Source organism: Gordonia sp. SMJS1 (assembly GCF_029866425.1).
GTDB lineage: Bacteria > Actinomycetota > Actinomycetes > Mycobacteriales > Mycobacteriaceae > Gordonia > Gordonia hongkongensis.
Genome location: NZ_CP123381.1, coordinates 4,664,097 through 4,690,439 on the forward strand (window position 1 = coordinate 4,664,097; position 26,343 = coordinate 4,690,439).

General features: G+C 67.8%; 22 protein-coding genes and 4 pseudogenes. 9 read left to right on the plus strand and 17 right to left on the minus strand.

Going from position 1 to position 26,343, the window contains the following annotated elements:
- Positions 1-214 precede the first annotated feature (214 nt).
- The 7 genes and pseudogenes from grpE to QAD21_RS21190 all read right to left on the minus strand — a co-directional run bounded on the left by grpE (position 215) and on the right by QAD21_RS21190 (position 7,261).
- Positions 215-859 carry a nucleotide exchange factor GrpE gene (gene grpE, locus QAD21_RS21160; RefSeq protein ID WP_068970965.1) on the minus strand — a complete coding sequence of 215 codons (645 nt, stop codon included), beginning with the start codon at positions 857-859 and terminating at the stop codon, positions 215-217.
- Positions 856-2,700, minus strand: a complete 1,845-nt coding sequence (gene dnaK, locus QAD21_RS21165) for a molecular chaperone DnaK (RefSeq protein ID WP_068970966.1) — start codon at positions 2,698-2,700, stop codon at positions 856-858. Before dnaK ends, grpE begins: the two co-directional genes overlap by 4 nt.
- A gap of 333 nt (positions 2,701-3,033) precedes the next feature.
- Positions 3,034-3,823 (minus strand): annotated as a pseudogene (locus QAD21_RS21170) (ABC transporter permease).
- Complete coding sequence (locus QAD21_RS21175; protein ID WP_205333352.1) at positions 3,820-4,983, minus strand: ABC transporter substrate-binding protein; 1,164 nt, start codon at positions 4,981-4,983, stop codon at positions 3,820-3,822. Before QAD21_RS21175 ends, QAD21_RS21170 begins: the two are co-directional and overlap by 4 nt.
- On the minus strand, positions 4,980-5,654 hold the full coding sequence (locus QAD21_RS21180) for an ABC transporter ATP-binding protein (protein WP_240198782.1): 675 nt from the start codon (positions 5,652-5,654) through the stop codon (positions 4,980-4,982). Before QAD21_RS21180 ends, QAD21_RS21175 begins: the two co-directional genes overlap by 4 nt.
- Before the next feature lie 35 nt (positions 5,655-5,689).
- A pseudogene (locus QAD21_RS21185) lies at positions 5,690-6,728 on the minus strand (acyl-CoA dehydrogenase family protein).
- Positions 6,729-6,733: 5 nt separating this feature from the next.
- Positions 6,734-7,261 (minus strand): DUF4242 domain-containing protein, encoded by a 528-nt coding sequence (locus tag QAD21_RS21190; RefSeq protein ID WP_205333351.1) that lies wholly within the window; start codon positions 7,259-7,261, stop codon positions 6,734-6,736.
- 101 nt (positions 7,262-7,362) lie between these two features.
- Between QAD21_RS21190 and QAD21_RS21195 the strand changes: the two are divergent.
- The 3 genes and pseudogenes from QAD21_RS21195 (at position 7,363) to QAD21_RS21205 (ending at position 10,904) form a co-directional block, all read left to right on the plus strand.
- Positions 7,363-7,966 (plus strand): annotated as a pseudogene (locus QAD21_RS21195) (TetR/AcrR family transcriptional regulator).
- A gap of 183 nt (positions 7,967-8,149) precedes the next feature.
- A complete protein-coding gene (locus tag QAD21_RS21200; protein ID WP_205333349.1) occupies positions 8,150-8,968 on the plus strand; it encodes a DUF1353 domain-containing protein in 819 nt (272 codons plus the stop codon).
- Between the two features lie 101 nt (positions 8,969-9,069).
- A pseudogene (locus QAD21_RS21205) lies at positions 9,070-10,904 on the plus strand (DUF222 domain-containing protein).
- An 81-nt stretch (positions 10,905-10,985) separates the two neighbouring features.
- On the opposite strand, the gene lon reads toward QAD21_RS21205, so the two are convergent.
- Positions 10,986-13,328, minus strand: coding sequence for an endopeptidase La (gene lon, locus QAD21_RS21210; protein WP_205333400.1), 2,343 nt, complete (start codon positions 13,326-13,328; stop codon positions 10,986-10,988).
- Positions 13,329-13,824: 496 nt separating this feature from the next.
- On the minus strand, positions 13,825-14,007 hold the full coding sequence (locus QAD21_RS21215; RefSeq protein WP_280360213.1) for a hypothetical protein: 183 nt from the start codon (positions 14,005-14,007) through the stop codon (positions 13,825-13,827).
- A gap of 196 nt (positions 14,008-14,203) precedes the next feature.
- On the opposite strand from QAD21_RS21215, the gene QAD21_RS21220 reads away from it, so the two are divergent.
- Positions 14,204-14,623 carry a MauE/DoxX family redox-associated membrane protein gene (locus QAD21_RS21220; protein ID WP_058249658.1) on the plus strand — a complete coding sequence of 140 codons (420 nt, stop codon included), beginning with the start codon at positions 14,204-14,206 and terminating at the stop codon, positions 14,621-14,623.
- On the opposite strand, the gene QAD21_RS21225 is transcribed toward QAD21_RS21220, so the two are convergent.
- The 3 genes from QAD21_RS21225 to QAD21_RS21235 are packed head-to-tail and all read right to left on the minus strand — an operon-like array spanning position 14,620 to position 17,191.
- Positions 14,620-16,092 carry an MFS transporter gene (locus QAD21_RS21225; protein ID WP_280360214.1) on the minus strand — a complete coding sequence of 491 codons (1,473 nt, stop codon included), beginning with the start codon at positions 16,090-16,092 and terminating at the stop codon, positions 14,620-14,622. The genes QAD21_RS21220 and QAD21_RS21225 overlap by 4 nt on opposite strands.
- A complete protein-coding gene (locus QAD21_RS21230) occupies positions 16,089-16,607 on the minus strand; it encodes an alpha/beta fold hydrolase (protein ID WP_280360215.1) in 519 nt (172 codons plus the stop codon). The genes QAD21_RS21225 and QAD21_RS21230 overlap by 4 nt, the downstream gene beginning before the upstream one ends.
- Positions 16,604-17,191, minus strand: coding sequence for a TetR/AcrR family transcriptional regulator (locus QAD21_RS21235; RefSeq protein ID WP_280360216.1), 588 nt, complete (start codon positions 17,189-17,191; stop codon positions 16,604-16,606). The genes QAD21_RS21230 and QAD21_RS21235 overlap by 4 nt, the downstream gene beginning before the upstream one ends.
- Before the next feature lie 98 nt (positions 17,192-17,289).
- Here QAD21_RS21235 and QAD21_RS21240 point away from each other — a divergent pair, with 98 nt between their 5' ends.
- Entirely contained in the window at positions 17,290-18,195 is a 906-nt protein-coding gene (locus QAD21_RS21240) for a chlorophyllase (protein ID WP_280360217.1), read from the plus strand.
- A gap of 27 nt (positions 18,196-18,222) precedes the next feature.
- On the opposite strand, the gene QAD21_RS21245 is transcribed toward QAD21_RS21240, so the two are convergent.
- Both QAD21_RS21245 and QAD21_RS21250 read right to left on the minus strand, forming a co-directional pair.
- Positions 18,223-18,624, minus strand: a complete 402-nt coding sequence (locus QAD21_RS21245; RefSeq protein WP_280360218.1) for an SRPBCC family protein — start codon at positions 18,622-18,624, stop codon at positions 18,223-18,225.
- Between the two features lie 61 nt (positions 18,625-18,685).
- Positions 18,686-19,411: a GAF and ANTAR domain-containing protein gene (locus QAD21_RS21250; protein ID WP_280360219.1), complete on the minus strand. Its 726-nt coding sequence runs from the start codon at positions 19,409-19,411 to the stop codon at positions 18,686-18,688.
- 176 nt (positions 19,412-19,587) lie between these two features.
- On the opposite strand from QAD21_RS21250, the gene QAD21_RS21255 reads away from it, so the two are divergent.
- Positions 19,588-20,310, plus strand: a complete 723-nt coding sequence (locus tag QAD21_RS21255; protein WP_280361822.1) for a cutinase family protein — start codon at positions 19,588-19,590, stop codon at positions 20,308-20,310.
- A 7-nt stretch (positions 20,311-20,317) separates the two neighbouring features.
- On the opposite strand, the gene QAD21_RS21260 is transcribed toward QAD21_RS21255, so the two are convergent.
- Positions 20,318-20,599, minus strand: coding sequence for a hypothetical protein (locus QAD21_RS21260; protein WP_065632445.1), 282 nt, complete (start codon positions 20,597-20,599; stop codon positions 20,318-20,320).
- 415 nt (positions 20,600-21,014) lie between these two features.
- The gene (locus QAD21_RS21265) at positions 21,015-21,569 is read right to left on the minus strand and encodes a TetR/AcrR family transcriptional regulator (RefSeq protein ID WP_223258919.1); all 555 of its coding nucleotides are present in this window, start codon (positions 21,567-21,569) and stop codon (positions 21,015-21,017) included.
- 395 nt (positions 21,570-21,964) lie between these two features.
- On the opposite strand from QAD21_RS21265, the gene QAD21_RS21270 reads away from it, so the two are divergent.
- From QAD21_RS21270 to QAD21_RS21280, 3 genes are all read left to right on the plus strand, one after another.
- On the plus strand, positions 21,965-22,990 hold the full coding sequence (locus QAD21_RS21270; RefSeq protein ID WP_259937315.1) for an alpha/beta hydrolase: 1,026 nt from the start codon (positions 21,965-21,967) through the stop codon (positions 22,988-22,990).
- A 64-nt stretch (positions 22,991-23,054) separates the two neighbouring features.
- Entirely contained in the window at positions 23,055-24,152 is a 1,098-nt protein-coding gene (locus QAD21_RS21275) for a Rieske 2Fe-2S domain-containing protein (protein WP_280360220.1), read from the plus strand.
- Positions 24,153-24,179: 27 nt separating this feature from the next.
- Positions 24,180-25,265, plus strand: coding sequence for a dihydrodipicolinate reductase (locus QAD21_RS21280; protein ID WP_058249649.1), 1,086 nt, complete (start codon positions 24,180-24,182; stop codon positions 25,263-25,265).
- 129 nt (positions 25,266-25,394) lie between these two features.
- Here QAD21_RS21280 and QAD21_RS21285 read toward each other — a convergent pair whose 3' ends face one another.
- Positions 25,395-26,327, minus strand: coding sequence for an oxidoreductase (locus QAD21_RS21285; RefSeq protein WP_211539795.1), 933 nt, complete (start codon positions 26,325-26,327; stop codon positions 25,395-25,397).
- Positions 26,328-26,343 lie beyond the last annotated feature (16 nt).

Genomic DNA, 26,343 nt, shown 5'->3' on the forward strand with positions numbered 1-26,343 from the left:
GTTGTCTGGATTGAAGTTTCAGTTGGGGCCACCTGCTCCCTGAGGTGCGAGCCGACCACCTGCTCCCCGAGGTGCGAGCCGACCATGTGCTCCCTGAGGTGCGAGCGAAGCGAGCCACGAAGGGTTCGTCGCCCTTCGTGGCTCGTCGCTTGCGCTCCTCGCACCTCAGGGATCAGTGGTGAGTTCGCCCACTCAGGATCGAGCGACGGTCGTTCTATTGTGCACCGGGCGCGTCGCCCGCGGGAGCGGGATCGGTGACCGTCACCATCGCGGTGCGGATCACCTTCTCGCCCAGGCGGTAGCCGCATCGGTACACCGATCCGATCACCGGGTTCGCGCCGGTGCCGTCGTGCTGCACGGCTTCGTGGAGTTCGGGATCGAACTCGTCACCCGCCGCACCGAAGGCCACGAGACCTTCGGCGGCCAGCACACCGGTCAGCTTGTCGGCGACCGCACGCAGCGGACCGCTGTCGAGGTCGCCGTGTTCACGGGCACGGTCGAGATCGTCGATGATCGGCAGCAGCTTGTCGATCAGGATCTGCTTGCCGTAGGCGACCGAACCCTGCTTCTCCTCGGCGGCACGCCGCCGGAAGTTGGCGAACTGGGCGCGTTCTCGCTGCAGGTCGGCCGTCAGCTCGGCGACGCGGGCATCCGGTTCGTCGGCTGCGGCGTCCGGCTGCTCCTCGGTGGCCTGTGACATGTCGGTCTGCTCGTCGACGACCGGTCCGGCATCGGCCGGGCCAGGTCCGGCGGCCGGCTCGTCGCGCACCTCACCCGTCTCCGGGTCGATACGACGACGGTCGGTCACCGTCACCGGCTCCTCGCCGGACCCATTCGACGAATGGGCTCCTGCGGTCACTTGTTCTCCTTCGAGTCGGCATCGTCGACGACCTCGGCGTCGACGACGTCGGGATCGGTGTCGGCCGCGGCGGACTCACCGTTGGGGGACTCGGCAGCGGCGTTGGCGTAGATCGCCTGGCCGAGGGCCTGCGACTCCTCCGACAGCTTCTCGATCGCGGACTTGATCGCCGCGGTGTCGTTGCCCTTGAGCGCTTCCTGCGCCCCGGCGACGGCCGCCTCGACCTTCTCCTTCAGCTCCGCCGGGACCTTGTCCTCGTTCTCCTTGAGGAACTTCTCGGTCTGGTGGACCAGCGACTCCGCCTGGTTGCGGGTCTCGGCCTCCTCGCGGCGCTTGCGGTCCTCGTCGGCGTGCGCCTCCGCGTCCTTGATCATGCGGTCGATCTCGTCCTTGCTCAGGCCGGAACCGTCCTGGATGCGGATCGAGTTCTCCTTGCCGGTGCCCTTGTCCTTCGCGGTGACGTGCACGATGCCGTTGGCATCGATGTCGAAGGTCACCTCGATCTGCGGGACACCCTGCGGCGCAGGGGCGATGCCGCCGAGCTCGAAGCTGCCGAGCAGCTTGTTGTGCGAGGCGATCTCGCGCTCACCCTGATAGACCTGGATCTGCACCGACGGCTGGTTGTCCTCGGCGGTCGTGTAGGTCTCCGACCGCTTGGTCGGGATGGTGGTGTTGCGCTCGATCAGCTTGTGCATCACGCCGCCCTTGGTCTCGATACCGAGGGAGAGCGGGGTGACGTCGAGCAGCAGCACGTCCTTGACCTCGCCGCGGAGCACACCGGCCTGGAGTGCGGCGCCGACGGCGACGACCTCGTCCGGGTTGACGCCCTTGTTCGGCTCACGGCCACCGGTCAGTTCCTTCACCAGGTCGGTGACGGCCGGCATACGGGTCGAACCACCGACGAGCACGACGTGGTCGATGTCGCCGACGGAGATGCCCGCATCCTTGATGACGGCCTGGAACGGGGCGCGGGTGCGCTCCAGCAGATCAGAGGTGATCTTCTGGAACTCGCTGCGCGAGAGCTGCTCGTCGAGGAACAGCGGGTTCTTGTCGGCGTCGACGGTGATGTAGGGCAGGTTGATCGAGGTGCTCTGCGAGCTCGAGAGTTCGATCTTGGCCTTCTCGGCGGCCTCGCGGAGACGCTGCAGGGCCATCTTGTCCTTGGTCAGGTCGATGCCCGAGGTGCTCTTGAACTTCTCGACGAGCCAGTCGACGACGCGCTGATCCCAGTCGTCACCACCGAGGTGGTTGTCACCGGAGGTCGCACGGACCTCGACCACGCCGTCGCCGATCTCGAGCAGCGAGACGTCGAAGGTACCGCCACCGAGGTCGAAGACCAGGATGGTCTGTTCCTTCTCACCCTTGTCGAGTCCGTAGGCCAGGGCGGCCGCGGTCGGCTCGTTGACGATCCGGAGCACGTTGAGGCCGGCGATCTGGCCGGCTTCCTTGGTGGCCTGACGCTGCGCGTCGTTGAAGTAGGCCGGGACGGTGATGACCGCGTCGGTCACGTCCTCACCCAGGTACGACTCGGCGTCGCGCTTGAGCTTCATGAGCGTGCGCGCGCTGATCTCCTGCGGGGTGTACTTCTTGTCGTCGATCTCGACGGTCCAGTCGCCTTCGCCCATGTGGCGCTTGACGGAGCGGATGGTGCGGTCGACGTTGGTGACCGCCTGGTTCTTGGCGGGCTGGCCGACCAGCACCTCGCCGTTACGCGCGAACGCGACCACCGACGGGGTGGTCCGTGCGCCTTCGGCGTTGGCGATCACGGCGGCTTCGCCGCCTTCGAGCACGGCCACCACCGAGTTGGTGGTACCGAGGTCGATTCCAACAGCACGAGACATGTTTGGCTTCCTCCTAGTTTGCGGGTGTGCACCCGAGTCCTTGTCCCGGGGTCTCGCGACCGCGGGGATGTCGTGGCGAAACTCTGCGGGACCGGACTTCAGTGCGTCCGACTCATGTCCTACTGAAAAAGTAGATCCGAGTCAAACCGACTTGAGTCTTCGTCGCTCAGTTTTCTCGAAGTGTGTAACGGGGGTGGCCGACGGATTGTTCCCGGATCGTCGAAGAAAGTTGAGCGGATGTCGCTCAATGTCCGCCGGGCCGAAAACGCGTATGACGTTGCGCCCGGTTTCCGGGCACAACGTCATACGGAATCGCGAGGCCGTCGGCGGGGCTCAGCGTCGTCGGGTGAGCACCAGCCGGGCACCCGCATCGAGGAGGAAGCCGAGGATGCCGATCACCACGATCAGGGCGGCCACCTGGTCGTACGCCAGCTGATCGCGGGCGTTGAGAATCTGGTAGCCGAGACCGGAGCGCACGCCGAGCATCTCGGCAGGCACCAGGACCACCCAGGCGATGCCGAGCGCGACACGGATACCGGTCTGCACGTTCCCGCGGATCGCCGGGATCACCACAGACACGAGGACTTCGGTCCGGGTGGCGTGGAACGATCGCGCGACCTCGACGAAGCCGGGGTCGATCGACTTCACGCCGGCGGCCGTGTTGATGACGATCGGCCAGATCGCCGCGATCGCGATCAGGAAGATGACCGGTTCGTCGCCGATGCCGAACACCATCACCGCGACCGGAGCCCACGACAACGGGGAGATCATCCGCAGGAAGGCGACGATCGGATTCGCCGCGCGTTCCGCGGTGAGACTCAGGCCGATCAGCAGGCCCAGCGGGAACCCGAGCACGACGGCGATCAGAAGACCGATCAGCAACCGCCACAGACTCAGTCCGATGTCGGGCAGCAGCACGCCGCGATCGAGGAGTTCCAGCATCGCCGGGAACACCTGCTGCGGAGCGAACTGGCGGGCGAGGGAGTCCGCCGCGGGGGACGACGGTGGTCGTCGCCCACCAGATCGCGACGAGCACCGCGATCGCGATAAGCGGCGGGACGATGGCGGAACCGGATCGCCGGCGCGGGTCCGTCGTGGTCTCGTCCTGGGTCAGCAGCGTCATGGCGTCACCTGTTCGGTTCTCGTGAGATCGGCGGGTAGTCCGAGAGCGGCTGCACCGCCGCGCATTCCGATGGCAGTACGGATGAATCGGTCGTCGACGAGGTCGGCATGGACGGTCGCCGGGTCCAGACGGCCGAGGAAGCGGCGATCACCGTCGACGAGGGTGTTGTCCATCTCGGTGACGAGCCGCTCGGTGAAACTCGCGAACGGGAAGGGTTGGAATCCGAGCCGTTGCGGCTGCCAGTCGACGTTGCTCACCGCGAAGTCGGCCGGGTCGTAGGTGAGCGCCTTGGCGATGGCCGGTTTCGGTTGCGGGAGATAACCGCCGGCGAGTTCCGCGGCGGCTCGGGGACGATCGAGATCGATGTGGTGCTGGGCCGCGACCACGGAGTCGGCGAGGGATTGGACCGCGGCGGGTCGTTCGTCGATGGCCGACTGATGGACGAGGAGCGCGCAGCAGGCGTGCTGTCGCCACACGTCGCCGAGAAAGGTGTGGATGCGGCCGATCTTGCGCACCTGGGCCATCGCGTTGAACGGATCGGCGACGACGTAACCGCCGATCGACCCGTTCGCCAGCGCCGGCACCATGTCCGAGGGGCTCATCACGATCAGCTCGACGGTCTTGTCGCCCCGGGACGCCCCGGTACGGATGACCGGTCGCAGCCCGTGGGTCCGCAACATCCGCTGCAGGATGATGTTGTGGATCGACCACCATGCCGGGATGGCCACCTGAGAGCCGGCGAGTTGCTCGAGGTCGACGATGTCGGGCGCCACGGTCAGCGCCGATCCGTTGGTGTGATTCCAACCCAACACCTGCACGGGGCTCTGCATCGCGTACCGGAGTGCCACCGCCATCGGCATCAGCAGATGGACGACGTCGACCTTTCGCGTCACGAAGGCCTCCGCGAGCGAGGACCAGCTCCGGAACAGCACGGGTTTCGTCGAACTCACGGCCGCGGGGTCGTATAGTCCGGCGGCGTGTGCGACGAGAAGCGGCGCCGCATCCGTGATGGGGAGGTAGCCGACCCGCAGTGCATCGGACGCACCCGGTGGCGCTGCCGTGGCCGCCCGGCCCAGACCGACGACGCCGCCGATGCCGCCCGCGACGGTGAGACCACCGACCCCGGCCAGGAGGAGTCGGCGTGAGATGGGCGCGTTCACACCTGCTGCCCCACCTGGTGACCGAAGTGCGTCAGGATCTCCGCGCGCCGGTCGGGATCGTCTCGGCCGAGACCGAATTCGAGCCGCCACTCCCCACCGATCCGGCCGGTCTCGGACAGCAGGACGATCCGGTCGGCGAGTTCGAGCGCCTCGTCGACGTCGTGCGTGACGAGGACGACGGTGATCCCCAGTTCGGCGGCCAATTCGGCCAGCCAGCTGCGCAATTCGCCGCGCACCGCCGGATCGAGCGCGCTGAACGGTTCGTCGAGCAAGAGCAACCTCGGCCGGATCGCCGCCGCACGGATGATCGCCACGCGTTGCGCCTGACCGCCCGACAGCTGATCGGGGTAGCGGTCGGCGAGACCGTCGAGCCCGAAGCGGCGCAACAGGCCGAGTGCGTAGTCGTTCTCGAACGACGCACGGTGCGCGGCGAATCGCCGTCCGAACCGGATGTTCTCTTCCACGGTCAGCCACGGCATCAGCAGCGCGCGCTGGAAGACAACCCCCGTGTGCGGTCGCTCACCGCCGGACTCGTCCCGCCACTCCAGGCTGCCGGCGTCGAGGGTCTCGAGGCCGGCGAGCACACGCAACAGCGTGGTCTTTCCGCTGCCGCTACGCCCGAGGACGGCCACGAACTCCCCGTCGTCGACGGCGAGGTCGATGCCCGACAATACAGCGGTGTCGCGAAAGGCTCTGCGGCCACCAGTTATTCGAACTGCGCGAGTTCCCACCGCAGTTGTCCTTCCGAGGGTGATTGGATGGGGATGAAAGCTGTTTCCCGGAACCGCCGGTTGGTGGCGCTCGCGGTCGCATAACCCGCACCGCCGCGGACGGTCGCCTCGAGCCGGGAGGCCGCGACCGCGGTTCGGGCGGCGTCGAGGCGCAGCCGGATCAGTTGGGCCGGCGACGGTGTCGTCGGATCGGCGGCGAACGTCGCGAGACGTGCACGTATCGACTCGAATTCGGCCGTCCGGTCGTCGAACTCGGGACGGAACACCTCGTTGACCCCCGCCAAGGACTCGACGGCACCGTCGAGTGCGGCACCGATGGCACCGCTGCAGAACGCGGACTGCAGCAGCAGGAACACCGGACGTATACCCCGGACGAACCCGGTGAGGTCGTCGGAGATCACGTTCTCGTCCTCGATCACCACGTCGGTGAGCGCGAGGGACGTCGAGGCGGTGGATCCCAAACCGATGAGGTCAGGCGCGGAACGGATCTCGACGCCGGGCGCGTCCGCGTCGACGACCGCGACGAGGGTCGTGTCACCGGCGCGCACCGGGAGGACGATCAGCGACTCGGCGTAGACGTTCGACGCCCAGCGGATCAGTCCGGTCGCCACGACCCCCCCCCCCCCGGCCGCGACGCCCCGTGATGGGTACGTCGCCGAGCCCGGCCACCTGTTTCAGACCGGCCGCCATGGCCGTGACACCGATCCGCTCGCCACCGAGGAGCGACGCGAGGTGCCTCTCCCGCAACGCTTCCGGCGATCGGGCGACGTACTCGATCGTCATCCGCTGCGCCCACAGCGAGAATCCGGCCGACAGACTCACTGCCGACACACGTTCGAGGACGTCGATCATCGACGTCAGCGAACCGTCGACCACTCCCCGGCCCAGGAGGCCGGCCGCACCGGCCGCGGCGATGTCGACCCGGGTGTCGGTGTGGCCGGCGTCGAGGTCGCGGGCGCGGCCGGCCACGGATGCGACGACTTCGCCGAGTTCATCGGTCAGCGTCGGCGCCATACCGGTCAGCCCTGTAGCCGGTGGAGGCGGTCCACCGGGGTCGAGACGACCTCACGAGCGTGACGGACGGCCGCCTCGTCCGGGGCGTCGTAGAAGCACAGGCACTTGTCGGTGTCCTCGCGGACGTAGGTCCGCAGGAAGCTGACCTCGGGGACGTCGGCATACTTCGGCGAGTTCGCCTTCTTACGGGCCAGGTAGGTCTCCATGTCGATGGCTTCGGGGATGTCCCATTCGACGAGATAACCGGCGGTCGGACGCGCCTTCTTCAGCTCGTCGAGGTCGGCGCCGACGAGCCGGACCTCGTCCGGGCCGGCAGCGACGAGCCCCCGGAAGTCCTCGACCTCGTCCAATACGGCCGCCCGGCACCCCTCGAACTCGGCGATCACGAACAGTCGCTCGGCGCCTTCGGTCACCTGCGTCTCGATCAATTCGCCGCCGGCGGTCCGCAGATGTGCGTCGAGTCCTTTGATAAGTTCTTCGATCTTGCCCGCGTCACTGTCGGCAGGTTCGAGTTCGTAGAGGAAGAGCGCCATGGGTGAGCCTTTCTGCGTCGGTGTGCCCGCTGGTGACCGCACCGACCCTGGCATAGACAGACCAGTCTGTCTACGGCGTCTCGTGGTCTACCCTTGGCGCTGTGAGCAACCCCGCACAGGCGAGCACCAGCCGCGCGACCTCTGCTGCCGGGCCCGGCAGCCCGGCCGATCGACTGCTCGCCACCGCCACCGAACTGTTTGCCGCACAGGGCATACGGTCGGTCGGCATCGACCTGATCCTGCGCGAGTCCGGCGTTGCCAAGGCGAGTCTGTACAACGCCTACGGCTCGAAGGACGGGTTGGTCGTGGCCTACCTCGAGCGTTTGGATCAGGCTGATCAAAACCGGTGGTTCGAGGCGACGAAGGCCGTCTCCGATCCGCGCGAGCGGATCCTGGCCTTCTTCGACCTCGCCATCGCCGGGCCCGACCCGCAACTTCCGCGGCTGTCAGTACGCCAACGCCGCGACCGAGTTCCCCGACACCGACCTGCCTCCCATCACGGCGCACCGCGCGTGGCTCCTCGACACCCTCGGCGACAACCTGCGCGCACTCGGAGTCCCGGAGCCCGATGTGACCGCGCGACAGATCCAGGTGGTCTACGACGGTGCGCTCTCGGGGTCGAAGATGGCTCGCTCCACCGCCCCCATCGAGACGGGCCGGCTACTGGTCGAGGCACTCCTCGACCGTCACCCGCCGGTTGCGTAGCGCCACCCCCGCTGGTTGAGCAGGCGACGAGCGCAGCCGCCGGGCCGAGCAAGCGACGAAGGAGCGCGTCGAGGTCGAGGAGCCGTGTCGAAGCCACCTCGCAACACGCCGCGCTGTTGGTTACCCACTCGTCCCGGTCGCACCCGGCTACCGTCAGTTCATCCCCTCGACGCGGAGGTGGCGATGAACGAGACCACACCGAGCGATCCGCGATGGGTGCCGTGGCGGGTCGCGCCGACGTCGGGCTTCGAGGTCGACGACCCGACCGGGCGTGGCGAGGTCGAGATCGCGCAGATCGACGAGCGACAGTTTCTCGTGCGCAACGCCTTTCGGTTCTCCGATCCCGCGGTCGAGGAGTACCTGGTAACACAACTGGTCGAGCGAGGACAGACGGAAGCCGATGCGCGGGGCGCCGTCGACGCGGCCCGCGCGTTTGTGCCCGGCGACGACAACCCCACCGACCTCGCCTCGATCCCCCGGTTCCTGCGCTGGTTCGAGAACCCTTACGGCAGACACTCACTCGCGGCGCTCATCCACGACGAGCTCATCACGGGCACCGTCAACTCCGGCGCGCTCGGGAGTGACACCCTGTCCGACCGGTTCTTCCGCGAGATGATGCGGGCGTCCGGCGTCCCCTGGCTCAAGCGGTGGATCATGTGGTCGGCCGTGGCACTTCGCACGCGATGGGTCGCCGGCGGATGGCGACGTCTCAGTGTGGTCGCGTGGCTGGTGCTGAGCCTCGTCGGCATCTGCGCGGCGGTCGGTTCGGGCGGGGCGTTGCTGTTCGATTGGTCGTGGCCGACATCATCGCCGGCGGTCTCTCTCCTGCTTTCCCTGCTGATGATTTTCGTCGCCGCGCCGCTGTGGGGGCGCCAGTGGGCGGCGAGTCTCGTTGCGGCCGTGGCCGCCTTGTGGGTCCTGCCCGCCGCGATCGTGGCCTACTTCGCCTATGCGCTGTATCTGTTGTCGGAGAGGATCGCTCGCACCGTCGGGCTCACGTAGCGGCTCGGCCGAGCATTCTTGTCGGTGGTCGGGTCTATCTTGGATGTATCAGTTGGACCGGTCAACCAGGCCGGGCGGCAACGACTTCGGGGGGAGTCACTGTGGGGGCATGGACGGATCTGCCGGGCGAGTTCCTCGCCGGGGTCGATCCTGCCCGCCCGGCCGAAGCCGACACCGCCACCCATATGCAGCGCCTGGGGTCGATCCGCGCGGGCGAATCGTATCTGGCGTGGTGCCGCTACCAGACGATCCTGGTGCTCTGCGACCGGCTGTTGACCACTGTCGGCAACAGTTACGTCTCCGACGGTTTCGGTGACATCGTCGCCCGGGTCTCGCGCGAGGCCGGGATCACCCGCTACCGGGCGGGGATGCTGGTCGACGAGGCGCTGTGTCTGCGTGACCGACTGCCGCGGGTGTTGGAGACGTTGCGCGACGGCATCATCGGGCCGCACCAGATCCGGGAGATCATCGGACGCACCCACTTGGTGTCCGATGATCACCTTCTCGACCCCGACGACCCCGACAGCCGCCGGATCATCGAGGTGCTCGACGAATCGATCGCCGACCTGCTGCGCTCTCGGTCCGGGTCGTGGTCGACGTCAGGTTTGCGCGACATGATCGACCGCCTGGTCTTCGGCCACGACGCCGACGCCGTCCGGGAACGGCGCCGCGAAGCGCTCGACAAACGAGGGGTGTGGACCGAGAACCACGGTGACGGGACCGGTGAGATCACCGCGGTCATGGCTGCCGAGAACATCCGGGCTTGCGACGCCTCGGTACGGGAGTTGGCCGCATCCGTGTGCGACCGGGATGGGCGCACCCTCGGGGAACGGAAGTCCGACGCCATGTGCGCGTTGCTCACCCGAACAGCGTTCACGTGTGCGTGCGGTCAGTCCGACTGCACCGCAACACCTGTCGATCCTGGAGGTTCGGCGGCGGGTACCGAGATCGTGATTCACGTGGTGACCGACGCCGACACCCTGGCCGGCGGTCCGGACCCGGCTGGGTCGACGGGCATGGGGTGATCTGCGATGACCATGTGCGTGACCTCGCCGCCCGGCCCGACGCGACCATCAGACCGGTCACCCCGGTCCGCACACCACCGTCGCATGTCGTCGCCGGAGGCCCAGCCGTGACCGGCGATGGCGGATACGACGACACCACTACGCAGGCGTCGAACATCGCCGCGCCACAGCAGGATACGGCGGGCAGCGACACCGACACCGACACCAACGCCGATGCCGGCGGCGCGGGCTACGCGTCGACGCCCCCGACTTCGGCCACACCGTCGGCGGAGCCACCATCGACGGAGCCGGTGTCGTCGGAGGTCGTGGTGGTCTACCCGGCTGCCCTGCCTGGTGACCCGTATCGGCCGACAAATGCGTGCGCGGAGTTCGTGCGGGTGCGCGACGGCTACTGCACCGAGCCGGGTTGCACGCGTTCGGCATTCACCGCCGATGTCGATCACGTCGCCGAGTACGACCACGCCCGACCCGCCCGCGGGGGTGCAACCTCGAGTGAGAACCTCAACGCCAAATGCCGTCCCGGTCATCTCCACAAGACCCACAGTGGCTGGACCGATGTGCAGTACCGCGACGACGAGGGCCGTCTGGTCACCGAATACGTGACCCCGGAAGGGTTCGTCATCCCCGGCGAGGCCGAAACCCTCGAAGACCTCTTCCCCAACCTGCGTCGCATCCGGTTCGAACAAGCCGCGAAAGCTCCACCCAGTCCGCGGATCATCGTGCCCGAACGGCAAGGCAGACAACAACAAGGCCGACCACCGCGCACGATCACCGAACGCACCGCCGCCAAACACGCGAAGCGGCGAGAAGAACGCGCCCGCAACAAGGCACAACGCGAGGCGGATCGACTCGCCCGAGCCGAGGCCGCCAGCCATCAACCCGGCACGCCCGACGACCCGCCACCCTTCTGACAGACGCCAACACCCCGGCGGAACGTAATCGTCCACGAACCACCGGGGTGTTGGGCTGGGCCTGGGCTACAGCGCGCGGAATCAGGCCGCGGTCACCTGCGCGTCGTCGGCGACTTCCAGCGCCTGCGCGACGATCTCGGCGACATCGGTCATCGGCCGCACGTCGAGGGTGTCGAGCACCTCGGCCGGCACGTCGTCGAGGTCGGGCTCGTTGCGCTGCGGGATGAAGATGGTCTTCAGCCCGTTGCGTTGTGCGGCAAGCAGTTTCTGCTTGACCCCACCGATCGGCAGGACCCGCCCGTTGAGCGTGACCTCGCCGGTCATCCCGACATCGCTGCGCACCTGACGTCCCGTCGCCATCGACACCAGCGCGGTGACCATGGTGACGCCGGCGCTCGGACCGTCCTTCGGCACGGCTCCGGCCGGAACATGCACGTGGATGGTCTTGTCGAGCGCTTTCGGGTCGACGCCGAGCTGCTCGGCGTGCGCCCGCACGTACGACAGTGCGATCTGCGCCGACTCCTTCATCACGTCGCCGAGCTGGCCGGTCAACTTCAGCCCCGGCTCACCCTCGGTGGCGTTCACCTCGATGAACAGGACGTCGCCGCCCATGCCCGTGACCGCGAGACCGGTTGCGACACCGGGGACCGCCGTCCGTTCCGCCGATTCCGGCGTGAAGCGCGGACGCCCCAGGTAGTCGCGCAGATCGGGCTCGTCGATGATGACGGGCGCCGTCGCGGTTCCCCCGTCTCCCGATTCGACCGCGAGGTTGGTCGCGGCCTTACGAAGCGCCTTCGCCAGCAGCCGTTCGAACTGCCGCACACCGGGTTCGCGGGTGTAGTTGGCCGCGATCTCCCGCAGCGCCGCATCGGTGACGGTCACCTCGTCGGGTGTCAGCGCCGCCCGCTCGGCCTGCCGGGGCAGCAGGTAATCGCGGGCGATGGCGACCTTGTCGTCCTCGGTGTACCCGTCGAGCGTGACCAGCTCCATACGGTCGAGCAGGGCCGACGGGATGTTCTCGATGACGTTGGCGGTCGCGAGGAACAGCACATCGGACAGGTCGAGATCGAGATCGAGGTAGTGATCGCGGAAGGTGTGGTTTTGCGCGGGGTCGAGGACCTCGAGCAGCGCGGCGGCCGGGTCGCCCCGGTAGTCCGAGCCCACCTTGTCGATCTCGTCCAGCAGCACAACGGGATTCATCGATCCCGCCTCACCGATCGCCCGTACGATCCGGCCGGGCAGGGCGCCGACGTAGGTACGCCGGTGGCCGCGGATCTCCGACTCGTCGCGCACACCGCCGAGGGCGACGCGCACGAACTTGCGGCCCAGCGCCCGGGCGACGCTCTCACCGAGCGATGTCTTGCCGACACCGGGAGGACCGGCGAGCACCATCACGGCGCCCGACCCGCGTCCGCCGACGACCTGCAGGCCGCGTTCGGCGCGTCGGGCACGCACCGCGAGGTATTCGACGATGCGGTCCTTCACGTCGTCGAGGCCGTGGTGGTCGGCGTCGAGGATTTCGCGCGCGCCCTTGACGTCCGTGGAGTCCTCGGTGCGGGTGTTCCACGGCAGGTCGAGGACGGTGTCGAGCCAGGTGCGGATCCATCCGGTCTCCGGCGACTGGTCGCTGGCGCGTTCGAGCTTGCCCACCTCACGGAGCGCGGCCTCGCGCACCTTCTCGGGCAGGTCGGCTTCCTCGACGCGGCCGCGGTAGTCGTCGGCGCCCTCGGGCTCGTCCTCGCCGAGCTCCTTGCGGATGGCGGCGAGCTGCTGGCGTAGCAGGAATTCCTTCTGCTGCTTGTCCATGCCCGCACGGACGTCCTCGGCGATCTTCTCGGTCACCTCGGACTCGGCCAGGTGATCGCCCGTCCACTCGATGAGCAGCCGCAACCGCGCCGCGGTCACCGGCGTCTCGAGCAGCTCACGCTTCTGCTCGTCGGACAGCCACGACGCGTAGCCCGAGGTGTCGGCGAGATCCGCCGGATCGGACATCTTGTTGACGGCGTCGATGAGCTGCCATGCCTCGCGGCGCTGCAGCATCGCCAGCACGAGCTTCTTGTACTCACCGGCGAGTTCACGGTCTTCGTCGGTGGCGTCAACCTCGTCGACCTCGGTCACCTCGACCCACAGCGCCGCACCGTGACCGGGTGTCCCGGTCCCGATCTGCGCGCGCTGCTCACCCTTGACGACGGCTGCCATCCCGCCGCCCGGGATGCGGCCGACCTGCACGATCGACGCGATGACACCGTAGGTGGGATACCGATCGTCCAGACGTGGGGCGACCAGCAGTTTCCCGGTCTCGCTCGCCCGGGCGGCGTCGACCGTGGCCTGCGCGGCATCGTCGAGCGGAATGGGCACGACCATGCCGGGCAGGACGACGACGTCGGGAACGAAGAGAACCGGCAGTGAATATGTCTGCGACATGAAACCTCCAGAGTTAAGTCTGACCGACTCAACCCAGGTGGCAGGAATCTTGTTCCCGGGCGATTTATGCCAGGAGCGAACGGGGGGTGCGGCCGCCCAGGTGAAGCCGTCCGGATCGGTCAGCTCGCCGGCGTCGCCGCCGATCACGAGCCGGTGGGAACCCGAACCGTCCGGGTGGACACCCGCATCCTTGGCCGCGGCCTTGCGGCCGTAGAGTGCCAGCTTGATCGAGTTCGGGTCACTCTCGAACTCGACATACTTCCGGCCGAAGCTCTTGGCCACGGTGAATCCGCGGCTCAGATAGAACCCCGTGGTCGCCGCGACGTCGTCGACGCCGAGCAGCAGGACCAGATCGTCGACCTCCCGCTCCGGCGCGCCGGTCGGCTTCTTCGACGAACTGGCGACCTTCCAGATCGCGCCGTCGGGCGCCTGGACGACGCCGCCGTACCCCCAGAAGGACTTTCTCTTCTTCTCGATTCCTGACCGGTCGCGAACCTCAGGTGAGGTCGACCGCGGCGCGGGTGGCGAGGACGACGATCTGGGCGATCACCAGAACCGCGACCGCGACGAAGAACGCCACGGTGGTCACGACGACACCGGCCGCCCCGCGCAGCGCACCCGGCACAGCCTGCAGCCAGGACACGGAGAGTCGGTGTGCGGGTGCGACATCGGGGGTCATGGGCGGTCCTCTGCATACAACGAGCGACCACACCGTTGTGGTCGCAGTCACAACACTCAATCACAAGTAAGTACTTCTGTGCCAGAAATCGACCTCAAGACTCATCCCGACCCGAACTCTCCGGCGCTGACCGTCCGAAACCCCGCCCGCCACGAAGTGCGGTAGAACCGAACCGACACCCACCCGAGGAGCCCGCATGTCGATCGTCACGCCGACCACCACTCGTCAGCCGCTGGGCCGGGCCATCGCCCGGATCGCCCTGGGAGCGGTGCTGGTGATCGCCGGTGTCGGCCACCTCACCGCTCAGCGCGAAGAGTTCCAGGCACAGGTCCCCGACTGGGTGCCGTTCAGCAAGGACTTCGTGGTGCTGGCATCCGGCGGCGTCGAGATCGCGCTGGGCGCCGCGCTCATCGCGCTGCCCCGCCACCGCAAGGTGGTGTCGTGGATCGTGGCCGCGTTCTTCGTGGTCATCTTCCCCGGCAACATCAACCAGTACGTCGAGCACATCGACGCCTTCGGCCTCGACACCGACGAGAAGCGGCTCACGCGACTGTTCTTCCAGCCCGTCCTGGTGCTCTGGGCCATCGCGGCCGGCACGGGCGAACGCCGGGCCTAACCTGCCCGGGTAGCCGCATCCTGGCAGGCGGTGTCCACACCCGCACGGACCTGCGGCCGCACCTCCGTGCTCGAGCGGATCGTGCACGCCGCCACCAGCCCGCCGACCGCGCAGCATCCCGCGCAGATGTACATGGCCGCCCGGAAGCCGTCGCCGAGCGGATCGCCGGGGCCCGCATCGATCCCCGCCACGGCGGGCAGCACCGCCACCGCGAGCAACCCCGCGAGCCGCGCCACCGCGTTGTTCACGCCCGACGCGGTGCCGGCGAGCGCGTCGTCGACGGCGGCGAGCGCCGCTGAGGTGAGCGGCGCGACCGTCACTGTCATGCCGAGGCCGAACAGCAGCACCCCGGGCAGCACGGAGTCGACGTAGCCCGATCCCGGCTCGACGCGGGACATCAGCGCGAAACCACCGGCCGCGATGAGCGGGCCGACCGTCATCGGCAGCCGTGGCCCGGTCCGCTGCGCCAGCTTGCCGACCAAGGGCGACCCGAACAGCATGATGAACGTGCTCGGGAACATCGCCGCGCCGGCCTCGAACGCCGAGTAACCGAGGCTCTGCTGCAACTGCAGGGCCAGCAGGAACAGCGCACCGCCCAGCGCCGCATAGACCAGCAGCGTCGTCGAATTGGCGCCGGTGAACTGCGACGACCGGAACAGCCCGAGCGGCAGCAGCGGCGCCGGCACCCGCGACTCGATCACCACGAAGCCCACCAGCGCGACGACTCCGACCACCCCCGCCGCAACCGTCACCCCGTTCCACCCGTTCGACGGCCCCTCGATCAGGGCGTAGATGACGCCCGCGAGCCCGACGGTCATCGCCAGGGCGCCCGCCACGTCCAGCCGGGCGTTCGACGGCGCGCCTCGCGATTCGGGGACATGCCGGATCGCGATCCACAACGCTCCCAGGGCGAGCGGCACACTGAGCAGGAATGTCCACCGCCACGACGCCGCGTCGACGAGCCAGCCACCGAGGAACGGGCCCAGAGCCGTGGTCGCGCCGGACATCCCGGCCCACAGACCGACCGCCGCACCGCGGTCCGACGGACGGATCTCGGCGTTGATCAACGCCAGACTGCCCGGCACCACCGCGGCGGCGGCGATCCCCTGCACGATCCGTGCGGCGACGAGAAGTTCGACGGTCGGCGCCAGCCCGCACGCGACCGTGGCCACCGCGAACACGGCGAGACCTCCGGCGAAGACGAGCCGACGCCCATACCGGTCGCCGGCGACACCACCGATCAACAACAACGCGCTCAGCGTGAGCAGATACCCGTCGAGTACCCACTGCTGACCGCGTAGACCGGTATCGAGGTCGCGCGCGATGGCCGGCAGTGCGACGTTGACGACGGTGCCGTCGATGAAGGCGACACCCGAACCGAGCACCGCGGCGACGATCAGCCACCGCCCCGCCGCCGACGCGGCCGGCACTCCTTGGGCGTCGGCGTCGGCCGCGCTGTTCTCGCTCATCGGTTCTCGGCGGTGATGAGCTCGGCGGCGACGACGTCGGCGAGCCCGTCGAACTGGTGACCGCCCACCGGATGACGATGCAGCGGCGCCGACGGAAGGAACGCCGCGTTCAGGTCCAGGTGCTCAACGGGCACCACGTCGTCGTCGACGCAGTGGTGGAACGAAGGGAGCAGAGAGCCGGTACCGGGGAACACGTACTGCGGAATATCCCAACCGTCCGGTCCCCAGTTCGGCATCGCAAGCAGTACAGCGTTTCTCGGAGCGAGGCGGGCCTCGGCGAAGACATGCATCAGCACCGTCGCCCCGAACGAGTGCGCGACGACGTGATCGTCGGCGTCCAGCCCAGCGAGACGCTCGCGGATCGGCCGGGCCCACGCCTCGATCGACATGTCATCGTCGGAGAACCGAGGCATGTCCAGCGTCGCGTCGAGTGCCGCGGCCAGCGCCTCGGCGAGCGGGCCGTCGTCGGCGTACCCGCCCGCGCCGTGGATGAAGAACAGCCGACGCTGCGTCATGCGTACTCACTCCCTACCGACGATGCACCGGAGCCGATCAGCAACAGACCGACCATTGCCCTGGCGTCGGCGTCGGTGTACCCGGGTCCGATGATGCACAGGTTGCCGATCGCCCGTAGGAAGGTCAGCGCGCAGATGTCCCGGCTGACCTCTCCCGCGGCCTGCGCCGGTTCGAGTAGCGAGGCGAACGCCGGCACAAGGGTGTCGAAGATGAGCGCGTGCAGATCGACGAGGCTCGGGTCGTCGGAGCTGAGCGCGTCACTCAAGCCGTGTTTGGTGACGAGGAAGTCGGTGAACGCCGACGTCCACCGACACAGCGCGGCACGCGGCGGGACCTGTTCGGTGAGAAGCTGTTCCGCCAGTGCCGCACATTCGTCGACCTGGTGCCGGTACACCGCGGTGACCAGTTCCGCCCGGGTCGAAAAATGCCGGTACACGGTGCCGACGCCGACACCGGCACGCGTGGCGATGTCCCGCACCGGGGCCTGCACGCCCGCATCGACGAAGGCCGCGGCCGCCGCCTCGAGAAGTGCCGTACGGCTCCGTTCGGCCTGCATCTGTCGTGCTGTTTTTCCTGCGGACACCGTCCACCCCTTGCTCGCGGAACACTGTTCCGCTAGTTTGGCGGAACATCGTTCCGTCCAGGTTATCGCGCACCGGCCCCGTCCCGAAGGGAAATCTCATGTCCACGGAAGTGCTCGTTCGTCAGATCGTCTCCGTCAAGCCCATCGTCGTCCCCACCTCGGACCGCCCGTTCCCGTTGACGGCGAAGGTCACCGCACCGGTCACCGGGGATCGGCTCCCGGTCCTCGTGTTCTCCCACGGCAACGCCTGGTCGATGGACGGTTACGCACCACTCGTCGATCGTTGGGCCGCATCAGGTTTCGTCGTCGTACAGCCGACGCATCTCGATTCCCGGCGCCACGGGATCGGATTCGACGACCCGCGATTCACGTCCATCTGGCGCACGCGAGTGCAGGACGCGCACGCGGTGATCGACCATCTCGACGAGATCCTGATCGCGGCCGGCGGGGACCTGCGCCCGCGCGTCGACATCGGCCTGCTCGCCGCGGCCGGCCACTCATGGGGCGGTCAGACCGTCGGCACTCTCCTCGGCGCGCGTGTGATCGGGCCGGACGGGGTCGTCGGCCCGGATCTCGCACACCCCGCCGTGCGAGCGGGCGCACTGATAGCGACGGCCGGGACGGGCGACAGCCTGAGCGAGTACGCGCGCGAACACCTGCCGTTCATGCGGCCGGACTTCTCGACGATGTCCACCCCGGCGCTCGTCGTCGCCGGCGGCAAGGACGACTCGGCACTGTCGACACGTGGTCCGGAGTGGCTGACCGATGCCTTCCACCTCTCCCCCGGCGCGACGGACCTGATGTGGATTCCGGACGGCGAACACACTCTCGGCGGTATCGCCGGTGAGGCGGTCCGGGAGACCACCGATGAGAACCCGGCCCGGGTCGCGCTGGTGGCCGACGCCGTCGCGGCCTATCTACTCGACGCGCTCGGCGTCAGTTCGGCCGCGTGGGAAGCTCTGCGGCACGCGGACTCCGTCGACTTCACGGTGCACCGGAAGTGACGCCGGCCGGGTCGACCCGGTTCGACACTAGGCCGGGCCGGCCGTCTCCAGCAGCGATTTCAGTTGTGCGAGATCTTTTTCCACCATCTGGGTGTCGCGGTCGAACTCGTCGTCGGACATGGCCAGCTGCCGGATCGTGAAGACGACTTCGGCACCTTCTGGATGTGCCAGCACCCGAAGCGGATTGAGCACGGTGTCCCCGGTGGGAAGCACCACCTCGTGGTCGACGACGCCGAGTCCGTTCCGCGGGACGAACCGGACGGTCACGGTGCCCATCGGCGACTCCACGAGCAACTCGTCACCCCGCCGGACCACCTCCGACTTCGCCAGCCCCGCGGCCCAGCGCGGCAGATTGTCGGGCTCGGCCGCGAAGTCGTAGACCTTCGCGGGTTCGGCGTTGATGACCACACTCACGTGCCGGCTGCGCATGTGGCCAACGTAGTCGTGACAGCATGCTGCCGCCTACCGATCCCGACGCCGATCTGCCCGGTCAGGAGAGCGACCCTGCGTCCCCCCCGGTGGGCTCGGCCAGTTCCCTCTCGATGAGCTGTTCGGCGACCTTGGCCAGCGGCGTGTTGGTGTCCTGGGACAGGCGTCGGAGCAGAGCGAAGGCGGCGACCGCATCGATGCGGAAGCGGTACATGATCATGCCCTTGGCCTGACCGATGATGTCCCGGCTGGCCAGCGCACTGCGGAAGTGTTGTTGCTGCCGCGCGGCACGCAACGCCAGGGCGGCGTGGGTCGCGAACAGCAGGCCGACTTCCAGGGACTCGTCGCCGAAGGCGTCGGGCGTATCGGCGAACATGTTGAGCGCGCCGATGGTCCCCTTGTCGGTGAACAGCTTGAACGACAGGCTGGACCGCAGCGGACTCTCGTCGAGGATGCGAGCGGAGAAGGCGGGGAATCGCTCGTCGCGGGCGATGTCGTTCACGAGCACGGTGTGGTGATCCCAGGCCGCTTGCAGGCACGGACCCTCGCCGGTCTCCATCTGGATCCGGTCGGCGAGGGTCATCAGCGGGTCGGTGGGCGCCAATGTGTCGAAGTTCTTCTTCTGGTCGACGAGCAGGACACCGGCGTACTGGGCTCCCGGGACATATTCCACGGCCCCGGCAGTGATGGAGTCCATGACCTGGCCGGTCGTGTCGGCGGCACTCTCCGGCACGGCGTGCATCTGCCGCGCCAGCTCCGCGATCTTGAAATGAACATCAGTTGCCACTGGCACTCAACCTCGACTCGTCTTGCCCGGGATCTGTCCCGCGAACCTCGTGATCGTACAGAATCTTGCACGTGCTCAACCCGGTTGTTCGTGGCAGACCGCCGACCGGATGGCCCCCGAATGCCTCGATCTTTGGGACGATCAATCCCTTAATTAGGGCGATCGTGATCTCTACCATGGGCCTGGTGATCAAACGCTTGAGTGTCTCGGTTCTCTGTGTCATCGCTGCGATCACGGGGGCGGTGGCCGTCGGCACACCGACCGCGCAGGCCGCACCATTGTGCTCTGACGTCGAGGTGGTGTTCGCGCGCGGCACCGTCGAGTCGGCTCCGCCGCTGGGTCTCACCGGCGTCTCCTTCGTCGAAGCCGTCCGCTCGCAGCTGCCCGGCAAGTCCGTCACCAGCTACGGCGTTCCCTACCCTGCCAGCGACCAGTTCAACAACCGTTTGAAGTTCGCGCGCACGGTGGCCGACGGCGTCCGCACCACCCAGAACCGCATCAAGTACCTGGCCGCGAAGTGCCCGGACACCAAGGTCGTCCTCGGCGGCTACTCCCAGGGCGCCGTCGTCGCCGGCTACGCCGTCCACGCCGGGCTGGACCTGCCCGCCCGGTACGCCGCCTACGACCGGTTCGTGCCGCCGCCGCTGCCGGCGAAGATGGCGCGCAACGTCGCCGCGATCGTGCTCTACGGCGCGCCGTCGGATCGCTTCATCGACGACATCGGCGCTCCCCCGGTCAAGGTGGCCGCACCGTACCGAAGCCGCACCGTTCGCTACTGCATCCCCGGCGACACCATCTGCGACGGCGCGCCGGTCGGCGGCCCGAATGCCCTGCACGTGCTCTACTCGGTCAACGGCATGACGCTCGAGGGCGCCCGGTACGCGGCCCGGCGGGTCTGAGCTCGGCTCAGAAGTCCGGCGCAGGCACGACTTTCGCGAAGGTCCTGCTGGCGTCGGACTTCTCCGCTTCGTAGACGAGAGCCAGTTCGGCGCGCTCGAAGTTCTGGAACCACTCGTCCCAGGTGATGTGCTCGAGGTCGCCGTCGACCGCACCGTCGAAGTCGATGCGGAGCATTCCTGTTCCGCCGACGCTCCGGATGTCGCGAACGCGGGCGGGCACACCCCGGTGGGTGGTCGCCCACTCTCGGATCTCGTCGTGATCGCGCGTAGTCCTGCAGTGAGACCCCATCGGTCGTCTCCTATCGTGCCGCACCGAAACCCACCATTGGGCATCGCGGTCCGTGGACCGCCCTGTCCTTGTCTCGGCGTCCGGGCGTCCGACGTCAACCGCTGATCGGTGCGCTGTTCATACCCAGGACAGGCTCTCGTCAACCCTGCGTGACCCGGGATGTCAGGGCGCGGCTCGGAGCGAGACGGTGAGATCGAAATGGTCGAAGGCGCGTGGCATCTCGACGTCGCCGCCGCGCACACGTGGCGCGAGCACGTTGTCGTCGGTAGCGTCGGCCTCTCGACGGCCGCCCGCGTCCGCCAGGCCGCCTCGTGGAATAGCCCGCGGGACAGCGAGCGAAACCGGCACCGGTCATGCGCAATCCACTGGTCGGCGATGCCCCCGAGCGCGGAGTTTGACCCGTCGGGGCGGTTCCTCAGCCCGCGAGCAGCGCGACGATGGCCCTCGCCAGGCCACGTCGGGCCAGTTGCTGATCCTGGAAGGTGCCGAGTTGCTTCTCCGACACCAGGCCTCGCATGGCCCCGGGCAGGAACGCCGCGACCTCACGTACCCGCTCCGGATCGACGTCGAGGTCGGCGAAAGCGCGCTGGCACGAATCGATCCACGACGGCCCCCACGACGCGAACTCGGCGGCGGTCTTGGGAAACATCCGACGCAACTCGTCCGGATCGCGCGGCAGGGCCGCCCGCAGGGTCTCGATCGCACGGGATTCGGGCGCGGTCAGTCCGTCGTACATGAGGTCGACGATGGCCGCGACCCGCTCCGCCAGCGGCGCATCGGGTTTCACACTCATCGGGAGGTCGCCGCGATGTTCCGCGGTCCGATGCAGCACCGCCGCCCACAGGCCGTCGATGTCGTCGAACTGGTACTTGACCGCGCCCCATGTCGCGCCGATGTCCTTGGCGATCCGATTGCCCGACACGGAGGCGGGATCGCCGGTGGCCAACGAGGCGAGCGCGGCGTCGAGCATCGCCTCGCGCGTCGCCTGGCCGCGCCTGTTCACCCGCCGGGTGACGCTGCCCGTACCGCCGTCGGGGGATCCGTCGTCCACCGCGCGGACGTCGGAGGTTCGGGATTCGCCGGGAGCCATGGCTGCCGATCGTAGCCGCTGCCGACCGCGGTCATGGCGTAGCGGCAATGCGCTGACCGGCGCGATGTTTGGCGGTCGTTCGCTCGGCTACCCGTCCGTCGGGCCGACCGCGACGAAGTGCGGACGACCATCGTCCGACCAGGCAGCCGGCCCGTTCGGACACAACCCGACAATTGGCACAAACCGTTACCCGAAGCGGTAGATACAGACAATTGGAGTTTGTATCATTGTGCAGCCGATGTGACACAAGTCACCGGCGGTCCGAGGGGGACGACATGAATGCAGCAACCGGCATCGGAGCCGCCCGACACGCACTGTCCGGACTGCTGCCGGCCGAGGCACGTCGCCGACTCCGCAACCGCGTCTACGTGGACACGCTGTTCAACAGCCGCGAACCCGAACGGACCTCATGGGCGGTGACCGATGACGGCGCGCGGTTGCGCGTCGTCCACCACGGGCCGGCGGACGCTCCCGTACTTGTTCTCGTGCATGGTTGGTCGTGTTGTGTCGAGTACTGGAATCCGCAGATCAATGCGCTGGCCGAGCGTTACCACGTCATCGCCTACGACCAGCGCGGCCACGGCGAGAGCACCTGGGGCCGGCGCGCGTTCGACACCGACGTCTTGGCCGATGACCTGTACACCGTTGTCAACCAGACACTCCCCGAAGCAGCCACAGCCGTGTTCGTCGGGCACAGCATGGGCGGCATCACCCTGCAGGCCTGGGCCCACCGGCATCGTGATCAGGCCGAGTCACGAGCCACCGCAATGGTTCTCGCCAACACCACCTGGGGCGGGGTCGCCACCGAGAGCCGGGTGCTGCCACTCGTCAACGGCCCGATCAAGGCGCCGCTGTGGCTGCTCCAGATGGCGCTGTCCATACCGGTTCCTTTCCCGGGAGATCGGTTCACACGGAGCGTCATCCGGCATCGCATCCTGAACGGCCGATCGGCGACCGTCGATCACGCCGCCTTCGTTCTCGCGATGACCCGCTCGTGCTCGCCCAGCTCGCGCGCGAAGTCCGCCGTGGCCCTTCTCCAGTTGGCGATGGGACCCGCCGGCGCCGACGCCATCACCGTGCCGACCACGGTCATCGGCGGTCGGCACGACCTCCTTCTCCCGCACGCGATGACCCAGCGCATCGCGCATGCCCTGTCGATTCGCGGCTACCTCGATCGCCTGGTCGTCCTCGACACCGGCCACGCGTCGAACATCGAGGCCGCCGACGACTTCACGGCCGAGATCCATCGGGTCATGCATTCCGCGTCACCGCGTCCGGAGCTCGTTGAAACCGCCAGCTGACCAGGCACGTACTTTTTCATAGAACCCTCTTGCATTCTCATCGCGCGGGACCTACGGTTGCCGCATGGCGAGAACGCCGCTGTCGATGACACCCACCGGTTGGTTCCAGGTCGCCTGGTGCTCGGAGATCCCGGTCGGGGCGGTCCACACGATGAAGTACTTCGGGCGCGAGATGGTCGCCTGGCGGTCGCGGTCGGGCCGGGTCTCCGTGTTCGACGCCTATTGCGAACACCTCGGCGCCCACCTCGGCCACGGCGGCCATGTCGAGGGCGAGAACCTGGTGTGTCCGTTCCACGGCTGGGAGTGGAATCGCGAGGGGCGCAACGTCTGCATCCCGTACGAGAAACATCCCAATCGTGGGCGACGAATCCGCAGCTATCCGGTCGTCGAGCGCAACGAGGCCGTCTGGATCTGGCACGACCTCGAGGGTCGTCCACCGCATTTCGACGTTCCCGACATCTTCGGCGACTTCGACGACGATCGCACCGCCGCCGACTACTACCCGCCGGTGCCCGCGGCCACCCTCTTCCGTCCGGGACTCGAGATCCACCCGCAGTACATCATGGAGAACGGCGTCGACTTCGCCCACTTCAAGTTCGTCCACAAGACACCGTTCATGCCCGAGTTCACCCGGCACGACTTCGACGGGCCGGTGTCGCATGTCGACTTCACCATCGCCTTCGAGGAGGGCGCAACACTCGAGAACGCCACCAGCGGAGTCGAATCCATCAACGCCGGGCTGGGTTGTTCGGTCACCAAGAGCTGGGGCATGGTCGACAACCGCACGATGCCGGCGGTCACCCCGGTCGACGAGCACACCTCCGACGTCCGGTTCACCGTGTGGATCGGCCGCAAGCCGGGCGAGGACACCGGCGAGATCACCCGCTACGGGACCGTGATGGCCGACCTCGTCATCGAGCAGTTCGCCGCCGACATCGACATCTGGGCACACCAGCGCTACTCCGATCCACCCGCACTGTCCCGCAGAGAGTTCGAGGGCTTCACCGCACTTCGCAAGTGGGCGCGGCAGTTCTACCCCGACGGCGGACCCGACGATGCCGATACGTCGTCGTCGAGTGGAGCGGTGCTGCCACAAGGCGACGACTTCGTCCGCATCCGCCGTTCCGAGCTCGAGGCGCTACGCGCCGCCACGCAATCCTGACATACATTCAGCCCGAGAGGATCTGTCATGACCACCACCGAACGAATCCGGGTCTTCCAGGTCGCCACCGGCAATCTGGGCACCGAGATGATCGGGCGCATCCAGTCGCATCCCGACCTCGAACTGGTTGGGCTGCATTGTTATACGCCAGACAAGATCGGCCGCGACGCCGGTGAGATCGTCGGCCTCGACCCGATCGGGGTGACGGCCACCGGCACGGTCGAGGAGATCATCGCCGCCCGTCCGGATGTCCTCACCTTCCACGGCGTCTTCCCCGACGAGGACCTCTACGTCCAGGTTCTCGAGGCCGGGATCAACGTCGTGACCACGGCGGACTGGATCACCGGATTCCATCGCGACACCAATCACCCGCACCACTCCGGACGCAAGGTCAGCGAGGTGATCGCCGAGGCCTGCGAGCGCGGCGGCGCAACCTTCTACGGCACCGGTATGAACCCCGGTCTGGCGCAGATCCTCGGCATCGTGCACACCGCCGATGTGGCCGACATCGAGAACGTGACGGTCATCGAGTCCGTCGACGTCTCCTGCCACCACTCCGTGGACACCTGGAAGGCGGTAGGATACGGCCTGCCCGTGGACGATCCGAGCATCCCCGACTCGCTGTACAAGTACACCGCGGTGTTCGCGGACTCCGTCTATCTGATGGCCGACGCCTTCGACCTCGAGCTCGACGAGGTGGCGTTCTCCTACGAACTGGGCGCCTGCACCAAGGACGTCGACCTCGGCTGGTATCAGCTCCCGGAGGGTTCGCTGGGCGGCAGCTACATCAAGTACCAGGGCATGGTCGACGGCGTCGCGCGCGTCGAATCCCACCTCGAATGGCAGATGACACCGCACACCGATCCGTCGTGGAACATCCAGGCCTGCTACATCACCCAGGTCACCGGCGACCCGAACATCTACTCCAAGCACATGATCTTCCCGCGCAAGGGTTTCGACCTCAGCAAGCCGGAGAACTTCGCATCCATCGGCATGACCGTCACCGGACTCCCGGCCCTCAACTCGATCACGTCGGTCGTCGCGGCCGCGCCGGGCATCGTGACGAGCGCGGACCTCCCCCTCCGGTCGTTCGCGGGGCGGTTCGCGATCTGACGGAACGGGGTTGTGACCCTTCGTGGCTCGTCGCTAGCGCTCCTCGCACCTCAGGGAGCAAGAATAATGGTCGCTTCGCTCCTCGCACCTCAGGGAGCAATGGGGGTCGGTTCAAGCTCTGACAAGAAGTCAACCGAGGTCGATCGTCACCCCGGTGAGTTCGGCACCGATGTCCCACAACCGCGCCGCGACGTCGCGGTCCTTCGCCTTCGCCGACGGCTCAACCAGCACCGGAGGGCCGGCGAGCCCGAAACCGCCCACCGGACCGTAGTATTCGCCGCCCTGCGCCTTCGGGTCGGTGCCGGCGCGGAGGACCGACAACGCCCCGTCGGGCGGGTCCATGATGAAACGGTCGGTGAGCCATCGCAGCGAGGACGCGTGATAGGCCCACTGCAGGAACCGGCTCTGCTCGCGCATCACGCCGGTGCGGGTTCCGCCCGGGTGCGCGGCGAGCGAGATCGCCGGCGCCTCCGCGCTTCTCATCCGACGATCGAGTTCGAGGGCGAACAGCATCTGGGCGAGCTTCGCCCGCGAGTAGGCACCGGCGCTGGTGAACGCACGGTCCATCGGGAGGTCCGTGAAGTCGATGTTCCCGGCTCGGTGCGCGTGACTGCCGACGGTGACCACCCGCCCGGCGTCGGCTGCCAGGATCAGATCCATCAGCCGGCCGGTGAGTGCGTAATGACCGAGATAGTTGGTCCCGAAGTCCATCTCGAACCCGTCCGGGGTGAGTTCGTGCCGCGCCCGCATGACGCCGGCATTGTTCACCAGCAGATCGACGGTCGCGTGCCGGCGTCGGATCTCCTCGGCCGCGGATCGCACGGAATCCAGACTCGCCAGATCGAGATCGACGATCTCCACCTCGGCGCCCGGGACCTTCGTGACGATGTCGTCGCGGGCCTCCGCAGACGTTTGAGGATTGCGGCACGCCAGCACGACGCGAGCGCCCAGAGTCGCCAGCCCGAGCGCGATCTCGCGCCCGATCCCCGAGTTCGCCCCGGTCACCACCGCGACCCGTCCGGTTTGCGGAGGCGCGTCGGCCAACGTCCACCCCGACTTCACATCTGCCCCCTCCGGC

Coding starts and splice junctions, on each gene's coding strand:
- QAD21_RS21240 (WP_280360217.1), top strand. CDS start 17,290: ATGTCCACGGAAGTGCTCGTTCGTCAGATCGTCTCCGTCAAGCCCATC.
- QAD21_RS21265 (WP_223258919.1), bottom strand. CDS start 21,569: ATGCTCGACGCCGCGCTCGCCTCGTTGGCCACCGGCGATCCCGCCTCC.
- QAD21_RS21275 (WP_280360220.1), top strand. CDS start 23,055: ATGGCGAGAACGCCGCTGTCGATGACACCCACCGGTTGGTTCCAGGTC.
- QAD21_RS21280 (WP_058249649.1), top strand. CDS start 24,180: ATGACCACCACCGAACGAATCCGGGTCTTCCAGGTCGCCACCGGCAAT.
- QAD21_RS21220 (WP_058249658.1), top strand. CDS start 14,204: ATGTCGATCGTCACGCCGACCACCACTCGTCAGCCGCTGGGCCGGGCC.
- QAD21_RS21190 (WP_205333351.1), bottom strand. CDS start 7,261: ATGGCGCTCTTCCTCTACGAACTCGAACCTGCCGACAGTGACGCGGGC.
- QAD21_RS21245 (WP_280360218.1), bottom strand. CDS start 18,624: ATGCGCAGCCGGCACGTGAGTGTGGTCATCAACGCCGAACCCGCGAAG.
- QAD21_RS21255 (WP_280361822.1), top strand. CDS start 19,588: ATGGGCCTGGTGATCAAACGCTTGAGTGTCTCGGTTCTCTGTGTCATC.
- QAD21_RS21260 (WP_065632445.1), bottom strand. CDS start 20,599: ATGGGGTCTCACTGCAGGACTACGCGCGATCACGACGAGATCCGAGAG.
- dnaK (WP_068970966.1), bottom strand. CDS start 2,700: ATGTCTCGTGCTGTTGGAATCGACCTCGGTACCACCAACTCGGTGGTG.
- lon (WP_205333400.1), bottom strand. CDS start 13,328: ATGTCGCAGACATATTCACTGCCGGTTCTCTTCGTTCCCGACGTCGTC.
- QAD21_RS21270 (WP_259937315.1), top strand. CDS start 21,965: ATGAATGCAGCAACCGGCATCGGAGCCGCCCGACACGCACTGTCCGGA.
- QAD21_RS21200 (WP_205333349.1), top strand. CDS start 8,150: ATGAACGAGACCACACCGAGCGATCCGCGATGGGTGCCGTGGCGGGTC.
- QAD21_RS21225 (WP_280360214.1), bottom strand. CDS start 16,092: ATGAGCGAGAACAGCGCGGCCGACGCCGACGCCCAAGGAGTGCCGGCC.
- QAD21_RS21215 (WP_280360213.1), bottom strand. CDS start 14,007: ATGACCCCCGATGTCGCACCCGCACACCGACTCTCCGTGTCCTGGCTG.
- QAD21_RS21230 (WP_280360215.1), bottom strand. CDS start 16,607: ATGACGCAGCGTCGGCTGTTCTTCATCCACGGCGCGGGCGGGTACGCC.